20 protein-coding genes and 1 tRNA gene are annotated in these 20,282 nt (G+C 48.3%); 19 read left to right on the top strand and 2 right to left on the bottom strand.

Features of this window, described 5'->3' with window-relative positions; translation table 11 throughout:
• The first annotated feature begins 306 nt into the window (after positions 1–306).
• The 18 genes from NLX78_RS24775 (at position 307) to NLX78_RS24690 (ending at position 17,888) form a co-directional block, all read left to right on the top strand.
• Positions 307–1,512 carry an ATP phosphoribosyltransferase regulatory subunit gene (locus NLX78_RS24775; RefSeq protein WP_250267158.1) on the top strand — a complete coding sequence of 402 codons (1,206 nt, stop codon included), beginning with the start codon at positions 307–309 and terminating at the stop codon, positions 1,510–1,512.
• On the top strand, positions 1,509–2,153 hold the full coding sequence (gene hisG, locus NLX78_RS24770) for an ATP phosphoribosyltransferase (protein ID WP_061830205.1): 645 nt from the start codon (positions 1,509–1,511) through the stop codon (positions 2,151–2,153). Before NLX78_RS24775 ends, hisG begins: the two co-directional genes overlap by 4 nt.
• 69 nt (positions 2,154–2,222) lie before the next feature.
• Entirely contained in the window at positions 2,223–3,536 is a 1,314-nt protein-coding gene (gene hisD, locus NLX78_RS24765) for a histidinol dehydrogenase (RefSeq protein WP_250267159.1), read from the top strand.
• A complete protein-coding gene (gene hisB / locus NLX78_RS24760; protein WP_254351802.1) occupies positions 3,520–4,128 on the top strand; it encodes an imidazoleglycerol-phosphate dehydratase HisB in 609 nt (202 codons plus the stop codon). Before hisD ends, hisB begins: the two co-directional genes overlap by 17 nt.
• Before the next feature lie 3 nt (positions 4,129–4,131).
• The gene (gene hisH / locus NLX78_RS24755) at positions 4,132–4,761 is read left to right on the top strand and encodes an imidazole glycerol phosphate synthase subunit HisH (protein ID WP_254351801.1); all 630 of its coding nucleotides are present in this window, start codon (positions 4,132–4,134) and stop codon (positions 4,759–4,761) included.
• A gap of 94 nt (positions 4,762–4,855) precedes the next feature.
• On the top strand, positions 4,856–5,587 hold the full coding sequence (gene hisA, locus NLX78_RS24750; protein WP_254351800.1) for a 1-(5-phosphoribosyl)-5-[(5-phosphoribosylamino)methylideneamino]imidazole-4-carboxamide isomerase: 732 nt from the start codon (positions 4,856–4,858) through the stop codon (positions 5,585–5,587).
• Positions 5,588–5,598: 11 nt separating this feature from the next.
• On the top strand, positions 5,599–6,357 hold the full coding sequence (gene hisF, locus NLX78_RS24745) for an imidazole glycerol phosphate synthase subunit HisF (RefSeq protein ID WP_013308248.1): 759 nt from the start codon (positions 5,599–5,601) through the stop codon (positions 6,355–6,357).
• A complete protein-coding gene (hisIE, locus tag NLX78_RS24740) occupies positions 6,354–7,085 on the top strand; it encodes a bifunctional phosphoribosyl-AMP cyclohydrolase/phosphoribosyl-ATP diphosphatase HisIE (RefSeq protein WP_254351799.1) in 732 nt (243 codons plus the stop codon). Before hisF ends, hisIE begins: the two co-directional genes overlap by 4 nt.
• 36 nt (positions 7,086–7,121) lie before the next feature.
• A complete protein-coding gene (gene hisJ, locus NLX78_RS24735) occupies positions 7,122–7,946 on the top strand; it encodes a histidinol-phosphatase HisJ (RefSeq protein ID WP_254351798.1) in 825 nt (274 codons plus the stop codon).
• 237 nt (positions 7,947–8,183) lie between these two features.
• Positions 8,184–9,953 (top strand): tetratricopeptide repeat protein, encoded by a 1,770-nt coding sequence (locus tag NLX78_RS24730; protein WP_254351797.1) that lies wholly within the window; start codon positions 8,184–8,186, stop codon positions 9,951–9,953.
• 39 nt (positions 9,954–9,992) lie between these two features.
• Entirely contained in the window at positions 9,993–10,946 is a 954-nt protein-coding gene (gene trxB / locus NLX78_RS24725; protein WP_013308252.1) for a thioredoxin-disulfide reductase, read from the top strand.
• Positions 10,947–11,239: 293 nt separating this feature from the next.
• Positions 11,240–12,190 carry an ROK family glucokinase gene (locus NLX78_RS24720; RefSeq protein WP_013308253.1) on the top strand — a complete coding sequence of 317 codons (951 nt, stop codon included), beginning with the start codon at positions 11,240–11,242 and terminating at the stop codon, positions 12,188–12,190.
• Positions 12,191–12,256: 66 nt separating this feature from the next.
• Positions 12,257–13,156 (top strand): RNase adapter RapZ, encoded by a 900-nt coding sequence (rapZ, locus tag NLX78_RS24715; protein ID WP_013308254.1) that lies wholly within the window; start codon positions 12,257–12,259, stop codon positions 13,154–13,156.
• Between the two features lie 12 nt (positions 13,157–13,168).
• The gene (locus NLX78_RS24710) at positions 13,169–14,155 is read left to right on the top strand and encodes a gluconeogenesis factor YvcK family protein (RefSeq protein WP_023986485.1); all 987 of its coding nucleotides are present in this window, start codon (positions 13,169–13,171) and stop codon (positions 14,153–14,155) included.
• A gap of 5 nt (positions 14,156–14,160) precedes the next feature.
• Positions 14,161–15,105 (top strand): DNA-binding protein WhiA, encoded by a 945-nt coding sequence (whiA, locus tag NLX78_RS24705; protein WP_061830212.1) that lies wholly within the window; start codon positions 14,161–14,163, stop codon positions 15,103–15,105.
• A 136-nt stretch (positions 15,106–15,241) separates the two neighbouring features.
• The gene (locus tag NLX78_RS24700) at positions 15,242–15,511 is read left to right on the top strand and encodes an HPr family phosphocarrier protein (protein ID WP_013368811.1); all 270 of its coding nucleotides are present in this window, start codon (positions 15,242–15,244) and stop codon (positions 15,509–15,511) included.
• Positions 15,512–15,783: 272 nt separating this feature from the next.
• A complete protein-coding gene (locus NLX78_RS24695; RefSeq protein ID WP_250267166.1) occupies positions 15,784–16,545 on the top strand; it encodes an SIMPL domain-containing protein in 762 nt (253 codons plus the stop codon).
• 239 nt (positions 16,546–16,784) lie between these two features.
• Positions 16,785–17,888, top strand: a complete 1,104-nt coding sequence (locus NLX78_RS24690; RefSeq protein ID WP_254351796.1) for a PdaC/SigV domain-containing protein — start codon at positions 16,785–16,787, stop codon at positions 17,886–17,888.
• Positions 17,889–18,013: 125 nt separating this feature from the next.
• Here the strand turns inward: NLX78_RS24690 and clpP are convergent, their stop codons facing one another.
• The gene (gene clpP, locus NLX78_RS24685) at positions 18,014–18,610 is read right to left on the bottom strand and encodes an ATP-dependent Clp endopeptidase proteolytic subunit ClpP (RefSeq protein WP_013368815.1); all 597 of its coding nucleotides are present in this window, start codon (positions 18,608–18,610) and stop codon (positions 18,014–18,016) included.
• Positions 18,611–18,820: 210 nt separating this feature from the next.
• A tRNA-Arg gene (locus tag NLX78_RS24680) sits at positions 18,821–18,895 on the bottom strand.
• Positions 18,896–19,164: 269 nt separating this feature from the next.
• Between NLX78_RS24680 and NLX78_RS24675 the strand changes: the two genes are divergently transcribed.
• Positions 19,165–20,202: a sugar-binding transcriptional regulator gene (locus NLX78_RS24675; RefSeq protein ID WP_013308261.1), complete on the top strand. Its 1,038-nt coding sequence runs from the start codon at positions 19,165–19,167 to the stop codon at positions 20,200–20,202.
• Positions 20,203–20,282 lie beyond the last annotated feature (80 nt).

The following is a 20,282-nucleotide window of genomic DNA, read 5'->3' as shown; positions in this document are numbered from 1 at the left end:
CTTTTTTTTTTAGAGTATAGAATTTATAAATTTTCAGTGGAGCTGAACAACTCTATATGCACAAAAAAATTAACGTAGGCGCGGTCTTGCTCCGTGAAAATACGTTGATAGATGTTTTTCATATAGGATTCATGTATTTTGCATTGGATAAAATATAGAGAGGGGCAGCAGCTTGGCGAATCTGTAAAAAAGGGCTGCGCCGTTCGGTTGACGTTCACAAGTAGAGCATGATAATATATCGAATATACTTTAGTTTGTTAGCACTTTACCATGATAAAGATATTGTGAAATCATGAGGTGATAGAGATGTCTAAGCCAAAAGGATTCGAGATCCCTGTAGGGGTTCGAGATTATCTTCCGCGTGCAGTGTCGAAGCTGCGGGCCATTGAACTGAATGTACTCGAATGCATGGAGCGTTGGGGTTACCGCCAGATTATGACGCCTACGATGGAATACTACGATACGGTGGGAGTGGCTAGTTCTACTTCCGATCGGAAGCTGTTTAAATTACTCAATAACCGGGGCACCACGTTGGTGCTGCGATCGGATATGACCGCTCCAATTGCAAGGGTGGTATCTTCGTTGCTAAAGGAAGAGGAAGTACCTCTCCGACTTTCCTATCACGCAAATGTATTTCGGGCGATTGAGGAAGAGGCAGGAAGAGAAGCGGAGTTTTTTCAGACGGGTGTGGAACTGGTGGGTGATGATTCACCTGAGGCTGATGCAGAAGTTGTAGCATTGGCAATTGCATCATTACAGGCAGCAGGGGTGACCTCTTTTAAAATTGCGATGGGGCATGTGGGATTCCTGAACGGTTTGTTTGAGGAAATCATTCCAGGCCGCCAGGCTGAACAACAAGCGCTAAAGGAACTGTTGCTCAGTCGTGATGTAGTGGGCTACCGAACAGCGATCGAAGCTTTGTGCTTGGCTCCCGAACATCGGGATAAGTTGGAAGCTATTCTTCGGTTGCGCGGTGGAAAAGAAATTTGTGACCAGGCTACCCGTCTTAGTGTGGAGCAGCAGACGATTCAATCCATTGCACATTTGTGCGAGGTGTGGGAAGTGCTGGAGGCTTACGGCGTATCTGAGCATGTGTTAATCGACCTTACCATGATCGGGGATTTTTCATATTATACAGGAATGACTTTTGAGGGCTATGCGGCGGAGATTGGGTTCCCGGTATGCAACGGAGGCCGCTATGACAATCTGCTTCAGCAGTTTGGTCGATCCGTACCTGCAACAGGATTTGCATTGAAAACGAACCGGATCGTCGATGGTGTGGATGGTATTCAAATGGAGGCGAAGCTTCCTATACTTATCCGCTATGACGAACAGGGACGCCAAGAGGCGTTATCCGTAGCGGCACAGCTACGCGCAACAGGTCTTACTGTGGTGACAGGGCTCACGGACGGACCGGAAGATCGACGTCGTGAGCAGCAGGGCCTGTACGCAGAGGTATACAGCTATACAGCTGAAGGAAGACAGCCAGTACAAAGGAGGGAATTGCCGTGACGGAAACATTGAAGGTAGCCATGCCAAAGGGACGGATTTATAAGCAGGCTTCTGAGCTATTTCGCCGAGCGGGGGTTCCCATTCCGCTGGATGTGGACGAGACGCGCAAGCTGGTCATCCCACTGCCCGAACTGGGCATGGAATTTATTATGGCGAAGCCCGTTGATGTTCCTACGTATGTGGAGTACGGGGCGGCGGACATTGGCATTGTGGGCAAGGATGTTTTGCTGGAAGAAAACAAGGATGTGTATGAACTGCTGGATCTCGGGATTGCCCGTTGTCGGATGTCGGTGATTGCTTTACCAGATTGGCAGCCAGGTATTCGTCAGCGGGTCGCTACAAAATATCCGAACGTGGCTTCCCAGTATTTTCGGGAGCAAGGCCAGCAGGTGGAGGTTATTAAGCTGAATGGCTCCATTGAGCTGGCGCCGTTAATTGGTCTGGCAGACCGCATTGTTGATATGGTGGAAACGGGTCAGACCTTGCGGGAGAATGGATTGGTCGAGCAGATCAGCATACTGGATATTACCAGTCGTCTGATTGCCAATCGGGTCAGCTACCGGATGAAAAACAGCTCGATTCAGGCATTGTGTGATCGATTGCATCAGGTGATTCCAAATGCGGTGGCACCCCGGGAGTAAATGGACTAAAGGAATAAGCCAAGGGTTAAAGGGGCATTCTGCAAGCTGCAAGTAAGGGGGAATGGACAAATGAAGATCGTATCAGCCCGTGATTTCAGTCTCCAACGGGAGGTGGATTACGGCACACCTGAGCAAAATGAGGCTGTGCGTACCATTATTCAGTCGGTACGCCAAGAGGGGGATGAGGCTGTCCTGCGATATACGCAATCGTTTGATGGTGTATCGCTGATAGCAGAGCAACTTCGTGTGACGGAGGAAGAATTGAAGGCGGCATATGATAAGGTAGAGCCTTCATTTTTACAGGCGATTCGAGAGGCGGCGGATAATATCCGTGCTTTTCACGTGAAGCAAAAACGTAATTCGTGGATGGACTTACAGCCAGATGGTAGCTTGCTCGGTCAAATTATCCGACCGTTGAAACGTGTAGGCGTGTATGTTCCGGGCGGTAAAGCAGCCTATCCATCCTCAGTGCTGATGAATGTCATTCCCGCTCAGGTGGCTGGTGTACCGGAGATTGTTATGGTGACACCCCCGGCGACAGGCGGCAAAGCAGGGATAGATCCATATACACTGGTAGCTGCGGCAGAGGCTGGTGTAACGGAAATATATAGGGTTGGCGGAGCGCAGGCGATCGCCTCTCTCGCTTACGGAACACATAGCATTGAGCCAGTCGATAAAATTTGTGGTCCCGGCAACATTTATGTAGCGCTGGCGAAGCGCGAGGTATATGGCGCGGTGGATATCGACAGTATAGCGGGACCAAGTGAAATTGTCGTGTTGGCTGACGATACAGCAAATGCCTCTTATGTAGCAGCTGACCTGCTTTCACAGGCAGAACATGACGAAATGGCCTCAGCCATACTGGTTACGCCTTCGCAACGCTTGGCCGAAGAAGTATCAGCTGAAGTACAGCGCCAATTGGCAGAGCTACCGCGCAGAGATATTGCTGCTGCATCGGTGGAGGCATATGGGGCTATCATTGTCGTCGACACTTTGGAAGAGGGCATCCATATTGTAAACCGACTGGCGCCGGAACATTTGGAAATTATGACAGAGCAGCCGATGGAGCATGTGGGTCTGATTGAAAACGCGGGAGCTATTTTCCTGGGAGCATACAGCTCGGAGCCAGTAGGCGATTATTTTGCCGGACCTAACCACATTATCCCGACGAATGGAACGGCGCGGTTTTCTTCGCCAGTGGATATTGATGATTTTATCAAGAAGTCGAGTATGATCTATTACAGCAAGGAAGCGCTACTGCGCAATGGAGAGACGATTATGCAGCTTGCCCGCCATGAAGGACTGGAAGGTCACGCACGGGCGATACAAGTTCGATTGGACAATGAAAAGAAGGCGGTGGATGGCGATGGGGAACGAAAATAACGTAACAGGACGTACAGGCAGCGTCAGCCGAAAGACGAACGAAACGGATATTCAGCTATCTTTTGCAGTAGACGGCACAGGGCAAGCTGAGATTGAAACGGATGTTCCGTTTCTGAATCACATGCTGGATTTGTTCACCAAGCACGGACACTTTGACCTGAATGTACAGGCCAGAGGGGATGTTGATATCGACGATCATCATACCGTAGAGGATATTGGTATTTGTCTGGGGCAAACCTTGCTGGAAGCGTTGGGTGATAAAAGAGGAATCAAGCGCTATGCCAGCGTCTTTGTACCGATGGATGAGGCGCTCGCGCAGGTTGTCATTGATCTGAGTAACCGCCCTCACTTTGAGTATCGTGCGGAGTATCCGTCACAGCAGGTAGGGAGCTTTTCGACGGAGCTGGTGCATGAATTTCTGTGGAAATTTGCGTTGGAGGCTCGCATGACGCTACACGTCATCGTTCACTACGGGCAAAATACCCACCATATGATTGAAGCGGTGTTCAAAGCGCTGGGACGTGCACTGGATGAAGCGACATCCATTGATCCGCGGGTGACGGGAGTGCCTTCAACGAAGGGAGTGCTGTAGTCCATGTCCATTGCTATTGTGGATTACGGCAGAGGCAATCTGCATAGTGTGAGCAAGGCCGTTGAACGTCTTGGCTATGAGGCTGTAGTAACAGGAGATGCCCAAGTGATTCGTTCCTCCAGCGGTGTGATTTTGCCAGGTGTAGGGGCATTCGGGGATGCTATGAAGCATTTGCGTTCCAGTGGATTGGATCGGGTAATTCAGGAGGTTGCCAGCGCTGGACAACCACTGCTCGGTGTTTGTCTAGGAATGCAACTGTTGTTCACTCGTGGTGAAGAATACGGCAGTCACGAAGGGCTTAATATTTTACCAGGCGAGGTCGTTCGATTTGCTCCTAATCTGGGGGTTAAAGTGCCGCATATGGGCTGGAATCGTCTGTGTATGACTCAGCCGGATCACCCGTTGTTACAGGGCTTGGAGGAAGGACATGTGTATTTTGTACATTCCTATCATGCGAAGCCGGAGGTCGAAAGTGACCTGCTGGCGGTGACCGATTATGGTGGGCCCGTAACAGCTATCGTAGGCAGAGGCCATGTATATGGCATGCAGTTCCACCCAGAGAAAAGCGGGGAAATGGGGATGCGACTGCTTCGTCAGTTTTTGGAACTAGCGGAAGCGGAAAAGCGAGCGTAACGATTCATGGGCTGCAATTGGTGGTACGCCAACTTTGGTCGTTGATGGATGTAAAGGCATATAGATGTTGAATAGCTCACAAGGGGGTCATACTTTGTTCACGATATACCCGGCGATTGATATTCGCGATGGCAAATGTGTACGACTGGTACAAGGAGATTATAACCAGGAGACGATATACAACGAAAACCCGGTGGAGGTTGCCCAAGAATGGGAGCGTTTGGGCGGCTCCTACATTCATTTGGTTGATTTGGACGGTGCTAAAGCAGGTCAACCGGTGAACGATGAGCTCATTGGGCGCATCGCTTCTGCGGTGCAAGTGCCTGTACAAGTGGGTGGCGGCTTGCGTACACGTGAACATGTAGAGCGACTGTTGTCGCTGGGCGTGAGCCGTGTGATCTTGGGTACGGCAGCGATTGAGGACCGTGCTTTTACGGAAGCAGTATTGGGTACCTACGGTGATCGGATCGCCATTGGTCTGGATGCACGGAATGGCTATGTGGCCACGCGCGGATGGCTTGAAACCTCGGAGGTTCGAGCGGACGAATTGGCTGCTGAGTTGGCCTCCAAGGGAGCGGAAACGTTCATTTTTACAGACATTTCCCGCGACGGAATGATGCAAGGCCCGAATGTGGAGGCGATTGTAGCGCTTGCGAAAAGCAGTGGACGAACCGTGATCGCTTCCGGCGGTGTCAGCAAGATGGACGATCTAATCACGCTGAGCACCTATGCGAAAGAGGGTGTAGGCGGTGCTATTGTGGGTAAGGCATTGTATACGGGCAGCATTGATTTACAGGGCGCGGTACAAGCTGTAGCAAAGGCATAGGGGGAGTAGGCATGCTGGCTAAACGTATTATTCCCTGCTTGGATGTAAAGGATGGCAGGGTGGTTAAGGGCGTTAATTTTGTGAACTTACGCGATGCAGGCGATCCGGTGGAATTGGCGGCACTTTATGATCGGGAAGGCGCGGACGAAATCGTATTTCTGGATATTTCTGCTTCAGTTGAAGGGCGTGCCACCATGGAAGAAGTAGTTCGTCAGACGGCCGGGGAAATTGCCATTCCTTTCACCGTAGGTGGCGGGATATCTCATGTCGATGATATGAAACGCATTTTGCGTGCCGGAGCTGATAAAATTGGCGTAAATACGGCAGCTGTCCGTAACCCTCAGCTGATTGCGGAGGGTGCGCGCAGCTTTGGCTCACAATGTATCGTTGTTGCCATTGATGCCAAGTACAACGAGGCGTGGGGCGAGTGGGAAGTGTATACGCACGGAGGCCGCACGCCATCTGGTATCCGAGCCTTGGCTTGGGCCAAGGAAGCTGAACAGTTGGGAGCCGGTGAGATTCTGCTGACCAGCATGAATGCGGACGGAACCAAGGACGGCTTTGACCTGCCACTGACTTCCGCGGTATCGGATACCGTCGGGATTCCAGTTATCGCTTCTGGTGGAGCAGGCAAACAGGAGCATTTCTATGACGTGTTTACGGCGGGCAAAGCGGATGCTGGATTAGCAGCAACGATTTTTCACTATAAAGAAATAGGAATCCCTGAGCTAAAACGGGATTTGAAGCGCAGAGGAGTGGAGATACGATGAGCAACGAATTGAACCAACAGCTATCTCTGGAGCAGATACTGGATAATGTACGCTGGAATGAGGCAGGACTTGTCTCGGCGATTGTGCAGGATGATGCTACGCTTCAGGTGCTTACGCTGGCCTACATGAACCGCGAGTCGCTGAAACTATCTTTGGAGTCGGGAGAGACCTGGTTCTGGTCACGTTCCAGACAGGAGCTGTGGCACAAGGGGGCTACTTCGGGGAATACGCAAAAAATCACCTCCATCCAGCTGGATTGTGACGGTGATGCCCTGTTGGTACGTGTCATTCCGAGCGGTCCTGCCTGTCATACAGGAGCAACGAGCTGTTTTTTTCGTAATATTTCCGCGCCAGGAACGGCTGTAGCACCTGTTGCAGGAAAAGCAGGAGACCACACGTTGGTAAATGGTGTTTCCAGTGCTTCAGCAGACCGCTTTGAGGTACTTGCCCAGCTGGAGGCGATTATTAAGGAGCGCGAAGAGACACGTCCTGAAGGGGCCTACACGACTTATCTTTTTGATAAAGGTGTAGACAAAATCTTGAAAAAGGTTGGCGAAGAAGCATCCGAGACAATCATTGCCGCCAAAAATAAAGATAATGACGAACTGCGCCTGGAGGTCAGCGATTTGATTTATCACCTGCTGGTGCTGTTGCAGGAGCGCAAGCTACCGCTCGATGACGTGCTGGCTGAGTTGAATCGCCGCCATGAACGTCCTCGTCGTGATTAGTACAGTTTGTTGTAGTGTTGAAAGGGGGGGAGCCGCATGAAAATTGACTATCATACGCATCACGCCCGCTGCGGGCATGCCATAGGGAGTCTGGAAGAGTATGTACAGCAGGGAATTCGGCTAGGGCTGAATCAGCTCGGCTTGTCCGATCACATGCCACTACTGCATGTAAAACCGGCTGACTATTACCCGGAAATGGCAATGCCTATGGAGGAGCTGACCCGATACGTGGAAGAATGTTTGGAACTGAAGGAACGTTTTAAAGGGCAAATTGATATTCGTGTTGGCTTGGAAGGTGACTACATCGAGGGCTGGGAACGAGAAATCGAAGACATCATCACCGCGTATCCCTGGGATTATGTGATTGGTTCCGTCCACTTTCTCGGTGAATGGGATGTTACGGACTTCCGTCAGGTACACCATTGGGAAGGCAAAAATGTGCTTGAAGTGTATCGCACGTATTATGATGCGGTTTCTAAAGCGGCAGCTACCGATTTGTATGACATCATGGGTCATTTGGATGTCATTAAGCGCTTCGGCTATCATCCGAGGCCGGAGGAAATGGAGGAGTTGCGTGAACTGGAGCGTGCCGCAATTTCAGCCGTTGCCCGTAGCGGTCGGGCGATGGAACTGAATGCATCAGGGCTTTCGAAGCCCTGTGCCGAGATGTTCCCGAGCCGCCGCATGCTGGAAGAAGCTTTTTCGCTAGGCATCCCGCTGACCGTAGGATCGGATGCTCATGATCCGGCGAAGCTGTCCGAGCACTTGGAGAAGGCACGCGCGCTTCTATATGAAGTCGGCTATCGCGAGCTTGCCGTATTTCAGCATCGCGAGCGCTCGCTGGTGCCGCTGACGCTTTAATTATTACGTTTATTGGGTCTATGTATCATTTCCAGTGGTTAGCCGAACGCTCCCTATTTATACAGGGAAAAAGCGCTCGGCTATTTAGCGTATTCTTATATACATATCTATAGGTATACAAGAGTGTATCCGATTTTTGGAATGAGGCAGGATCGACTGTCAAGTCGTTTTGAAGTTGTGGTATACTGAAGGGTATGAACATGCCAGTTACTTTTAAAGGAGGTGCCTTGGTTATTTATGAAAGGGAAACATCTGCGAGTATCGGAACCTAGCCCTAAAATTATTGCTTTGCGTTTCGACGCATCTTTCTTTTTTGAGAAAGCTGTGCGCTCGCTTGATCGCAATCATTATGACAAGGCATTGAAATATTTTCGCAAAGCCGTTGAATATGAACCGGATAATCCGGTGAATCATTGCAATATGGCGGGTATATTATCAGAGATGGGGGATTATGCAGGTTCGAATGAGATCCTGTCCTCTGTTCTGAGTGACGTAGACTCGTCGATGACAGAGTGTTATTTCTATATGGCGAATAATTACGCTAATATGGAGCAGTTTGAAGAAGCGGAGAAAGCATTGGTCACGTACCTGGAGGAGGACGAAGAAGGCCAGTTTCTTGATGAAGCGGAGGAAATGATGGAGCTGCTCTATTATGAGCTGGACCGTCCAACGAAGCTGAACCGCATTAAGGCCCGGCAGGGAGTAGTAGAGCATGATCAGGCTCGTGTCCTGCTGGAGGAGGGGAAATTTGCTCAGGCAGCCCAGTTGCTCAAGCAAATTTCAGAGGAACAACCGGATATGTTCGCTGCGCGGAATAATCTGGCGCTGGCGTATTACTACATGGGATTGTTCCAAAATGCTAAGGCTACCATTATTCAAGTGCTGGAAGATGAGCCGGGTAATTTACACGCATTGTGCAACTTGGCGATCTTTTATCAGCACGAGGGCGGCGGCCCGGAATTGGATCGTCTGGTGCAGACTTTGGCGGTTACTATACCGTTTCAGGAGGAGCAGGTATTCAAGCTGGCGACCACTATGGGGATTCTCGGACGCCATGAGGAGGCCTACAGACATTTCCGCAGGTTGCTTCATGGCGATGGAGAGAACAATGCGGATGCTTCTTTGTACCATTACACGGCGGTAGCTGCTAGCAATACCGGAAGATATGCGGAAGCTCGGCGGTTGTGGAGTCATTTGCAAAAACAGGATGCTTCCTCGGAAGTTCCGCGGTTTTTCCTGTCCCGACTGGAGGAACTCCAGCAGGAGGGTACACCGCTGCAAGTGCTCAGCTATCATTATCATCTCCCGTTTGAGGAGCAATTCCGCATGTGGGAGAAGTTTGGTGCTGACCAGGTGCCTGATAGTATGAAGAAGGACCCGCTAATCCGGTCATCCTTCTTCTGGGCCTTGCGCCACGGGGATCGGGCGACTCAGCTTCAGGTCATTCAGGCGTTAAGCTTGATCGGTGATGATGAGGTGCGTCAGGCACTGGAGTCCTTCGTAGAAGACCCAGACCAGGAGGATGAGCTGAAACGCCGTGCCTTGCAAGTATTGCAAGAGCTGGTGGAGCAGGGTGAGCAGAAAATGTACCCGGAAACGGAACATTCTGATCAGTTGGAGGTTGAGAACGATCCGCATACAATTGAAGGTGGTGTATCTGCTTCCCCGGTCGATCCACAATGGCAGGCAGTGCTGGATAAGGTACTGACCGTCATGAGCAAGCCATCAGATCCGGCCATGCAGCACGATTTGAGATCGCTTTGGCTGGAGTATTTGGATCGGCTTGCCCCGGAAGTTCCGATGATTCAGCATACTGAGGGATGGGCAGCGGCGCTGGAATATTTGACAGCCAAAATGCATCATCATTCAGTTACCTATCAGGAAGTAGCCGATCGTTATGGTATTTCCGTATCGACCGTAAGCCGCTATGCACGTCAAATTGACAGCGTGTGTGGTATCAAACAGAAGCTGAAGCAGCCGCTCTCCACGTTTAAAAAGCAGGTCTGAGACCTGCTCCAAACATCACTTAAAGGAGGCAACAAACGTATGTATAAATCCATAATTATTGGTACAGGTCCTGCAGGCTACACAGCCGCTATTTATTTGGCACGCGCTAACATGAATCCGCTGATCATTGAAGGGATGCAGCCCGGTGGGCAGCTTACTACAACGACCGAAATTGAAAATTTCCCGGGTTTTGAGCAAGGTATCCTCGGGCCTGAACTGATGGATAATATGCGCAAGCAGGCTGAACGTTTTGGCGCTGAATTTACTTCCGGTTGGGTTGAGGAAGTGGATTTCAGCAAACGTCCTTTTAAAGTGAAGGTAGAGGGTAAAGGCATCATTGAGGCGGAGTCGGTCATTATTGCTACAGGTGCGTCCGCCAAATATCTAGGCATTCCGGGCGAGCAAGACAATGTAGGTCGCGGAGTCAGCACGTGCGCAACTTGCGATGGCTTCTTTTTCCGCGGGAAAAAGATTGTCGTGGTTGGCGGTGGCGATTCAGCCATGGAGGAAGCGAGCTTCTTGACCCGTTTTGCTTCCAGTGTAACCTTGGTCCATCGTCGCGATGAGTTGCGGGCGTCCAAAATTATGCAAGATCGTGCGCGTGAGAACGAAAAAGTACATTGGGCATTAAACCGGACTCCTCTGGAAGTTGTGACGGGAGAAGCTGGCTTAAAGGGTTTGAAGGTACACAATAATGAGACCAATCAGGATGAGCTCATTGAGGTAGATGGCGTATTCGTAGCCATCGGGCATACACCGAACACAGGTTTCCTGAACGGACAAATCCATACCGATGAACACGGCTATATTGTGGTGAAGCCGGGCACAACAGAAACGAATATCCCCGGAGTTTTTGCCTGTGGGGATGTACAGGATAACCGTTACCGGCAAGCTATTACGGCTGCGGGAACGGGCTGTATGGCGGCTATGGACTGCGAGAAGTATCTCGAAGGCAGTGCTGTTCACGACTGGAGCGAAACACTGGATCAATAAAAGAGTGACTATCGTACACAAAAAGGCTAGCAGGAGAGCGAAGGAAGCCTCTGTTATGCCCGTATCTTTTGTTCAGGAAGAGAAAGCCTGCTGCGTTTGCACAGGCTTTCTCCTTTTTATGGATGCATGAGGTTAAAAGTTCCGCTAATCGTACACTTTTCAACAAGGAAGTGTCCTTGACCGTAACGGGGGCTTGAATTATAGTTGGAACGTAGGATTACTATTATGAAGTAGGAATTGTAAGCATATATTTCATACCAGGTTTTTAAGTAAACATAAAGGTGGCTTGGAACATGTCTGAAAGTATCTATGTAGGTGTCGATTTGGGCGGTACCGCGATTAAAGTCGGCATTTGTAATGAAAACGGACAGCTTTTGCACACATATGAGGGACCAACCGAAACCGATAAAGGTGTAGACGTTGTCATCGGTAATATCGAAAAATATGTGCGGCATATTGTTGAGCAATCTCCTTATGAGTGGGATCAACTAAAGGGTGTCGGTGCAGGCGTTGCAGGTTTTACGAATGTTCGTGATGGTATTATTGTCCTCGCTCCTAATATTGGCTTTCGTGACGTACCGATCCGTGCGCTCCTAGAGAACCGGATTGGCAAGCCTGTGAAAATAGACAACGATGCGAATGTTGCTGCGCTGGGTGAGGCTTGGGCTGGTGCAGGCAAAGGCATCGAAAACTGCGTATGCTATACCCTGGGAACAGGAGTAGGTGGCGGTATTATTATAAACGGTAAAATATACCAAGGTTCTTCGGGCATGGCCGGAGAAATTGGCCATATCAGTGTCGTACCTGATCTGGAGGCTATTCAGTGTGGATGCGGCAAAATGGGTTGCTTGGAAACTGTATCTTCCGCAACAGGCATCATTCGTATGGCCAAGGACGCTGTGGAACGTGGCGACCGGACCTCTCTGGCGCTGGAAGATCAAATTGCTGCTAAGGAAGTATTTGATGCTGCTAAAGCTGGAGATGAAGTCGCGCTGCGTATCGTGAACCGGGCTGCCTTTTATTTGGGGAAATCCATGGCAGCGGTTGCCGCTGTGCTTAATCCAGAGTTGTTTATTATAGGCGGCGGTGTTTCTAAAGCAGGCGACTTTTTATTTGAAGAGATGCGTCGCGTATACGCCAAGCTGGCACCTGAACCGCTTCAAAAGGGTGTATATATCGTACCAGCGGTGTTAGGCAATGACGCAGGTATCGTAGGGGCTGCAGGGTTGCTGCTACGCTCCTGATCCACAGGTTATTGATAATACGGGTACTGGTATAGAGCGAAGAAGCAAAAGGAGAGGGAAGTCCATATGACAGACAACCTAAAAAATGCTGCGCCGTGGGCAACGCTCATTATTATTACGGGGATGTCAGGCGCAGGGAAGACCATTGCGGTTCAGAGCCTGGAAGACTTGGGCTTCTTCTGCGTTGATAATTTGCCCCCTGTACTGATTCCCAAATTTGCCGAGTTGATTGAGCAGTCGAACGGTAAAATAGGCAAGGTGGCACTCGTAATTGATTTACGCGGACGAGAATTTTTCACTGCCTTGTCGGAATCTTTGAATTATATTAAAGATCATTTTACGATCCATTGTGAAATTTTATTCTTAAATGCGAATGATGGCGTTCTCGTACAGCGGTATAAGGAAAGCCGTAGACGTCATCCGTTGGCTCCAGACGGCATGCCTTTGGATGGGATTCGGTTGGAGCGCAAGATGTTGGAAGAATTAAAAAGCTCAGCTACACAGGTTATTGATACAAGTGTGATGAAGCCTGCAACCTTAAAGGCGAGGATTATTTCACGATTTTCTCATCTGGAGAGTAGTATGCTTTCCGTGAACATTACTTCTTTTGGCTTCAAGTATGGTATTCCCATTGATGCCGATCTTATATTCGATGTGCGCTTCCTGCCTAATCCCCACTATGTGGACCAACTACGTCCCCACACGGGACAGGATAGCGATGTATATGATTATGTCATGAAATGGCCCGAGACTCAGGCATTCTTGACCAAGTTGCTGGATATGTTACACTTTTTGATTCCGCAATATCGCAAAGAAGGCAAAAGCCAGGTCATTATTGGCATTGGCTGTACTGGCGGTAAGCATCGTTCTGTTGCAATATCGGAGTATTTAGGAAAAATGCTGGGTGCCAGCGAGACAGAATCTGTTTCTGTTTCGCATCGGGATGCTGATCGGGACCGGCATTAATGAGGTGAAATCATGAAAGAGACCGGATCACAACGGGAGCGCCCACGTATTGTTGTTATGGGCGGCGGAACCGGCTTGTCCGTCATGCTGCGGGGCTTAAAGCAAAAGCCGCTAGATATTACGGCTATTGTTACAGTCGCTGACGATGGCGGAAGTTCCGGGATTTTGCGCAGTGAGCTGCAGATGCCCCCTCCAGGGGATATTCGCAATGTGCTGACTGCCTTGGCTGACGTGGAACCAGTGATGTCAGATATGCTGAAATACCGTTTCGGTGCGGGATCAGGATTGTCAGGCCATAGTCTGGGTAATCTGATTTTAGCAGCGATGACCGATATATCGGGAGATTTCGTAACGGCGGTGCGTGAGCTTAGCCGTGTGTTTGCTGTCCGGGGACGTGTGTTGCCGGCAGCCGAGGAAGGCGTTGTGCTAAGCGCCGAGATGGAGGATGGAACGGTAATTACCGGAGAGTCCAAGATCCCGGAAGCGGGCGGACGCATCAAACGCGTCTTTCTTGAACCGACTCACGTGGAGCCGTTGCCTGAGGCTGTAGAGGCCATTAATGAAGCCGATGCGATTTTGATTGGCCCCGGCAGTCTATATACCAGCATATTACCAAATTTGCTTGTACCTAAACTCGCTGAAGCTGTAGTAAAATCAGACGCTATCAAAATATTTGTCTGTAACGTTATGACCCAGCCTGGGGAAACCGATGGTTATACGGTAGGAGATCACCTGCAAGCTATTTTTGAGCATGTAGGGCATCATCTCTTCGACTATGTCATTGTAAATAACGGAGAAATTCCACCCCAAGTACAGGAAATGTATGCCGAGCAGGGAGCCAAGCCAGTTCAAGTAGACATGGGCGAGCTGACCGACCGGGGATATAAAGTGGTGGCAGATACATTAGTTCTGTTCCGCACGTATTTACGGCATGATGCCGACAAATTGAGCCAGCATATTTACCAATTGGTACAAAACTGGATATTAAGAAGGAGGTGAGTCCCTTGTCCTTTGCGGCACAAACGAAAAAAGAGCTTACGATGATTGAAAGCCAGTCCTGCTGTGAGAAAGCGGAACTATCTGCACTTATACGTATGCTCGGATCCGTACAACTGTCGAATAAAAGGGTGATATTGGACGTGTCCACAGAAAATGCCGCGATTGCAAGGCGGATTTACTCCTTGATCAAGAAGCATTTTCAACTTCATATCGAACTGCTTGTACGGAAAAAAATGCGCTTGAAAAAAAATAATGTGTACATTGTCCGTATTCCCAATGGTGTGCAGCAACTGCTAAAGGATCTTTATATCGTCACAGAAGGTTTCTTATTCACTGACGGGATTAATCGGGATATCGTTCGGAAAAACTGTTGTAAGAGGGCTTATTTGCGGGGCGCCTTTATGGCAGGTGGCTCTGTCAACAATCCTGAAGGATCGTCTTACCACCTTGAAATTTCTTCGATGTATGAGGAGCATTGTCAGGCACTCGTTGATCTTGCGAATGAATTTCATCTAAATGCTCGCTGTATTGAGCGAAAAAAAGGTTTTATTCTCTACATCAAGGAAGGCGAGAAGATCATTGAGCTGCTTAGCATCATTGGGGCGCATCAAGCCTTGTTCAAATTTGAAGATGTACGCATTATGCGCGATATGCGCAATTCCGTAAATCGCATTGTCAATTGTGAAACGGCTAATTTGAACAAGACGATCGGAGCTGCTGTCCGGCAAATTGAGAATATTAAGTTGCTGGAGAGGGAAGTTGGTTTGGAGACCTTGCCGGATAAACTGCGTGAAGTGGCAGAAATTCGGCTCGCTCATCCCGATTTGAATTTGAAAGAAGTCGGGGAAATGCTCAAAGGGGTCGTGAGTAAATCGGGTGTAAATCATCGGCTTCGCAAAATTGATGAGATGGCTGACAAAATTAGGGGCGAAAATGGCCTGATTCCGTAAAAAGAGTGTCCATGGGGCCTTTAGCCCCGGTTTTTTTAGTTTTTTTTCTAGTGTCTGTCCCGGGTTAATGTTATAATGTGATAAATAAAATGGAGTAAGTAGTGTCCAGATTTATTTGATGAGGGGGTAAGCTGACATGTCAAAACATCCGGTAGTCGTACGCTTGAAAACAGGACTGCACGCCAGACCTGCTGCGTTGTTCGTACAGGAAGCGAATAAATATTCATCCGAGATTTTTGTGGAAAAAGAAGACAAAAAAGTTAATGCCAAGAGTATCATGGGTATTATGAGTCTTGCGATCAGTACAGGTACTGAAATCAATATTAGTGCTGAAGGTGCGGACGCCGAACAGGCTGTAAACGCTTTAGTAAGTCTGGTTAGCAAGGTAGAGCTGGAAAATCAATAAACAAAGATTTGCTTTGTAATATGGTGTATGCTCTTAGTGAAAAGCCCCTTTGGGGCTTTTTTTTGTATCCAGAAAAAAGTCTTCGAACGCTCCTCCGTTAACTGTCTATGTGTGGATTTGTTGAATATAGAGACCGTATTAAGTTCAAGTTATAAATAATTAAAATTTCCATGGTCATGCTCTGTTTCGGAAATATGTATGCTTGGCTGCAACCTTTTTCCGTCATTTCCGTCTGGAAGGTACAAACATTTACAAGAAAGAGGTTGAATTCAATGAGACTTTGGACAAAAACAGTAGCCACGGCAGTTCTCGCAGGAGCATTAATGGCAGGGGGAGTAGCAGGAGGATTATGGACAGGGGCAGATCGTGCTTATGCTGCGTCAACAGCTTCGACGGTAAACGGTGTAATTAATGTGACTGGAAGCGGGGAAGTACTGGCGAAGCCCGATATTGCTTATCTCTCTATCGGTGTACAATCGGAAGGGAATACGGCAGCCGCTGCTCAAAAAGCCAATGCTACAAAATTGAACAAGGTTACACAACTGCTGAAAGAAAAGTGGAGCATCAGCGCAGATGACATTCAGACCAGCCAATTTTATGTACAGCCTAACTACACCTATAACGAAAAAGAAGGGCAGAAGCTCAAAGGCTACACTGCCAACCATACACTTTCCGTCAAATACCGAGATTTGGATAAAATTGGTCAGTTATTGGATGAGGCGACCAAGTCTGGAGCCAATAACGTAGATAATGTACGTTTTTCCGTGGAAGATCCTTCGACTTATGAAGAGGAAGCCATTACTAAGGCATTGGGAAGCGCACAATCTAAAGCCAGTGCTGTAGCTAAAGCAGCCAAACGCGGGTTAGGTGCCCTTGTGAGTGTGACGGTAGATGGCGGAGAAGCACAAGTCTTTACACAACGTGAAAATGCCATGTCAAAATCGCTCTTGGACGTAGCAGGTGGCGGGACAGAGATCCAATCGGGACAAGTAACAGTGAAAGTTCAGGTGTCGGCTCAGTACGAAATGAACTAATACAGATCATCAAACGAAGCCACAAGCGGCCTGCATCATGCGTAGGCTGGCTTGCTGGCTCTTTTTGTATATCGAAACCTTTTTGTAATGAGTCTGTCATAGCTAAGGGTTATTAGGTGTACATATTGAAATCGGAGAGTGTACAGATTGTAAACTACATACAATAGGGTATATATATAATAAGAAAAGTAGTTATCACACATAGACAATACAGATCAATAACAGGAGGAATACTTAATATGAGTAAGTATGCGAAAAAATGGGGTTCAGCACTGCTGGCAGCAGGGATTTTAGCAGGAGTCGCAGCTGTTCCCGTTTCCTATATCCAGGCAGCATCGACCAAACAAGCGACAACACAGCAACCAGGAATCACCATCCAATGGAATGGTAAAACGTTGCCCGCTAAAGGTGTTCAAGTGAACGGGAGTACAATGATTCCGGTGGCCGCACTGCGTGACAGCCTGGGGATTCCAGTAAGCTATGAGGCGAAAACAGCAACATATACCGTAGGTAGCGGGTACAATAAACTTTACATTATGGCTTCTTCCTCGGATGCCTACGTCAACGTCAATGGAATCAATACACGTAGCATGGATGCCAAACAGATCGCTGGGAAGCTATACATTCCTATGAGTCTGCTGAAAGACTATCTAGGCATAGATGCTCAATGGAATGCTGCTCAGAAAACAGTAACGCTGAGTAAAAGCCAGCTAAATCCGATCACCATTGCGTCTCAAACACTTCCAGCTTCGAGTAATGCGAAGGTGTCCTACAAGATTAAATATCCGCAAATCAGCGGCAGCCAACTGAATCCTGAGGCTCAACAGGCCATTAACAATGTGCTTAAAAAGCAAGCAGAGGGTATATTGGCAGCAGGTAAAAAGATGATGGCTGAGGGAGAGGCTACAACAGAAAGACCGTATGAGTTCGGAAATGATTTTGCGATTGCCTATAACAAAAATGGTATTCTGAGTGTGATTATGCAGGATTACTCGTATACGGGTGGCGCACATGGCATGACGGCACGTAAAGGATATACGTTCTCGCTCGTTGATGGTAAACTGCTGCAATTGTCTGACGTTTTGAAGGCAAATCCGAACTACAAAAAGTTCCTCAATGCTGATTTGAAGAAAAAAATCGATGCGCTTCAGGCTGGCGAAGGATTCGGCAAATTTAAAGAGCTGGCGGCAGATCAGAATTTTTATGTGACGAGCAGTGGAGTAACAATTGTGTTTGATTTGTATGATTATGCGCCATACGCGTATGGAATTCCGGAGTTTACCTACTCGTTCGGTCAACTGCTGCCTCAAGGCGGAAAGCCTTTTGCGGGACAGCATGAATAGTAGGAGTAAACAATTCCAATTGTCTATAACCTAAAAAACAATAAAGCAAAAAAAGCTGCCTACCGGATAAGAACATCCGGGGCAGCTTTTTCATTTACCAGCTATCGAGAGGCGAATTTCTTCTCTTATACACCTTCTGGAGAGGAGCTAGTTAGCACTTTATCAATAATACCGTATTCCTTGGCATCATCAGCGGACATGAAGTAGTCACGGTCTGTGTCTTTTTCAATGCGCTCCAGTGGTTGGCCTGTGCGATCTGCGAGAATGCGGTTCAATTTGTCACGCATTTTCAGAATGCGGCGTGCACGGATTTCAATATCCGTTGCCTGGCCTTGTGCACCACCCAGTGGTTGGTGAATCATAATTTCACTGTTTGGCAAAGCGAAACGTTTACCTTTGGCGCCTGCATTCAGCAAGAATGCGCCCATAGAAGCCGCCATACCTACGCAAATCGTAGATACGTCAGGTTTAATGTATTGCATCGTATCGAAAATGGCCATACCAGCTGTAATGGAACCGCCAGGACTGTTAATATACAAGTGAATATCTTTTTCAGGATCTTCGGCAGCCAAAAACAGCATTTGCGCAATAATAGAGTTGGCTACAACGTCATTGACGTCCGAGCCTAACAAAATAATGCGATCCTTCAACAGTCTGGAATAAATGTCATAGGCGCGTTCGCCGCGGTTACTTTGTTCTACTACCATAGGAACATAGCTCACGTCAAAAAACCTCCCTTAAATATCGTTAGTGGATTTGGTGGACATGCCGATTACACGTCCCTTATTTATAAACTGTTACCGTATTAACCACATGATAAACAATTTCAAACAAAAAGTCAAAGAAAGTCAAACTAATGATTAAAAAAAAGAGCCCTCAGCGCTCTTATTGGTTAAAACATTATGTAGAAGCATTTATGCGTTCATTTAAAATGGCGCGCCCGCGAGGAATCGAACCTCGATCTCAGGCTCCGGAGGCCTACGTCATATCCGTTGGACCACGGGCGCATAGTTCAATCAATGCAAACAACTAACTAATTAAACAGCTAATTGGAAACAAAGATGATTATATGATATACAGCAGTGAATTGCAAGCTTTTATTAAATGCGCATATTCAGGCAAATGGTTGAGAAATATAGGTTCAGATAGACTTGCATGTGGAGCAAATATTGGTTAAGATATACGTGGGACTTAAAAAGTTATCCCGGGACGTTTTAAGACCAGTTAGAGATAGAGCATTAGAGACAGAACTTAGAAGTGTGCGGGAGTGGAAAGCATGCGAAAGATATTAGAAATACAGAAGCAGCTTCTGCCCGACCTCATGGATGTTTTGAAAAAAAGGTACACGATCCTGCATCAGATTATGCTGTCCGATGTTGTTGGACGCAGAACACTGGCAGCTTCACTGAACATGACTGAGCGCGTGTTGCGCGCCGAAACCGATCTTCTTAAAGCTCAAGGGCTAATTGAGATTGAGAGTGTAGGCATGAAGGTGAGCAAAGCAGGACTGGATCTGCTGGAACAGCTGGAGCCGATTGCGAACAACTTGTTCGGCCTGTCCCAATTGGAGGACCAGATTCGTCAAGCCTATGGTTTGAGGAAGGTGGTTGTCGTTCCAGGGGATTCGGATGCTTCTCCGTTAACAAAGCAGGAGCTGGGGCGCGCTGGAGCAAAAGCGTTGCTGAGTGTTATGGACGACGAGGATGTGGTCGCTGTAACAGGTGGCACGACGATTGCCGACGTGGCGGAACAACTGGCACTACCTTCTAATGGCCCACTTAAGGGTGGGTGGTTTGTACCGGCACGCGGGGGTTTGGGAGAAAGCATGGAAATGCAGGCCAACACAATTGCTTCCACAATGGCTCGCAAGGTAGGCGCTCAATACCGTCTGCTCCATGTACCGGATTTGCTCAGCAATCATGCTTACAACTCCTTGCTTGAAGATACGAACATTCAGGATATATTGAACCTGATTCGCGAGAGTCGTATCATCATTCACGGGATAGGCAACGCCATAGCGATGGCACATAGACGTAAACTTGATCCCGAAACCTTTGCCCAGATCAGCAGTGAGGGGGCCGTTGCCGAATCGTTTGGTTATTACTTTAACGAAGATGGCGTCGTTGTTCACAGAATGCTGACGCTTGGACTTCGATTAGAGGACATCAGGCGTACCGATACGGTTCTAGGTGTAGCTGGAGGCAAGAGCAAGGCGGCCGCTATTCATGCGGTACTGCGTTTCGGACAAGAAGACATTCTAGTCACCGACGAAGGCGCTGCTGCCGAGATTGTAAGTCATTATTTAAATGGTTAAGATGGATTTATGAATGGTGTTGTCTTGACGGGCTTTCGGGTCTGTCTTGAATATATAAAACTAAACTAAACGAACTTTGG

Source organism: Paenibacillus sp. Lou8.1, from assembly GCF_024213565.1.
GTDB lineage: Bacteria > Bacillota > Bacilli > Paenibacillales > Paenibacillaceae > Paenibacillus > Paenibacillus polymyxa_B.
Note: the sequence above shows the minus strand (reverse complement) of the source record. Positions and strands in the feature narration are given on the sequence as shown.

What these genes read in the sequence shown, in the direction of transcription:
- trxB (WP_013308252.1), top strand. Translation starts at nt 9,993, where the DNA reads ATGTATAAATCCATAATTATTGGTACAGGTCCTGCAGGCTACACAGCC.
- rapZ (WP_013308254.1), top strand. Translation starts at nt 12,257, where the DNA reads ATGACAGACAACCTAAAAAATGCTGCGCCGTGGGCAACGCTCATTATT.
- NLX78_RS24775 (WP_250267158.1), top strand. Translation starts at nt 307, where the DNA reads ATGTCTAAGCCAAAAGGATTCGAGATCCCTGTAGGGGTTCGAGATTAT.
- hisJ (WP_254351798.1), top strand. Translation starts at nt 7,122, where the DNA reads ATGAAAATTGACTATCATACGCATCACGCCCGCTGCGGGCATGCCATA.
- hisB (WP_254351802.1), top strand. Translation starts at nt 3,520, where the DNA reads ATGGGGAACGAAAATAACGTAACAGGACGTACAGGCAGCGTCAGCCGA.
- hisF (WP_013308248.1), top strand. Translation starts at nt 5,599, where the DNA reads ATGCTGGCTAAACGTATTATTCCCTGCTTGGATGTAAAGGATGGCAGG.
- NLX78_RS24675 (WP_013308261.1), top strand. Translation starts at nt 19,165, where the DNA reads ATGCGAAAGATATTAGAAATACAGAAGCAGCTTCTGCCCGACCTCATG.
- NLX78_RS24690 (WP_254351796.1), top strand. Translation starts at nt 16,785, where the DNA reads ATGAGTAAGTATGCGAAAAAATGGGGTTCAGCACTGCTGGCAGCAGGG.
- NLX78_RS24720 (WP_013308253.1), top strand. Translation starts at nt 11,240, where the DNA reads ATGTCTGAAAGTATCTATGTAGGTGTCGATTTGGGCGGTACCGCGATT.
- NLX78_RS24700 (WP_013368811.1), top strand. Translation starts at nt 15,242, where the DNA reads ATGTCAAAACATCCGGTAGTCGTACGCTTGAAAACAGGACTGCACGCC.
- NLX78_RS24730 (WP_254351797.1), top strand. Translation starts at nt 8,184, where the DNA reads ATGAAAGGGAAACATCTGCGAGTATCGGAACCTAGCCCTAAAATTATT.
- hisD (WP_250267159.1), top strand. Translation starts at nt 2,223, where the DNA reads ATGAAGATCGTATCAGCCCGTGATTTCAGTCTCCAACGGGAGGTGGAT.
- NLX78_RS24695 (WP_250267166.1), top strand. Translation starts at nt 15,784, where the DNA reads ATGAGACTTTGGACAAAAACAGTAGCCACGGCAGTTCTCGCAGGAGCA.
- NLX78_RS24710 (WP_023986485.1), top strand. Translation starts at nt 13,169, where the DNA reads ATGAAAGAGACCGGATCACAACGGGAGCGCCCACGTATTGTTGTTATG.
- hisH (WP_254351801.1), top strand. Translation starts at nt 4,132, where the DNA reads ATGTCCATTGCTATTGTGGATTACGGCAGAGGCAATCTGCATAGTGTG.
- hisIE (WP_254351799.1), top strand. Translation starts at nt 6,354, where the DNA reads ATGAGCAACGAATTGAACCAACAGCTATCTCTGGAGCAGATACTGGAT.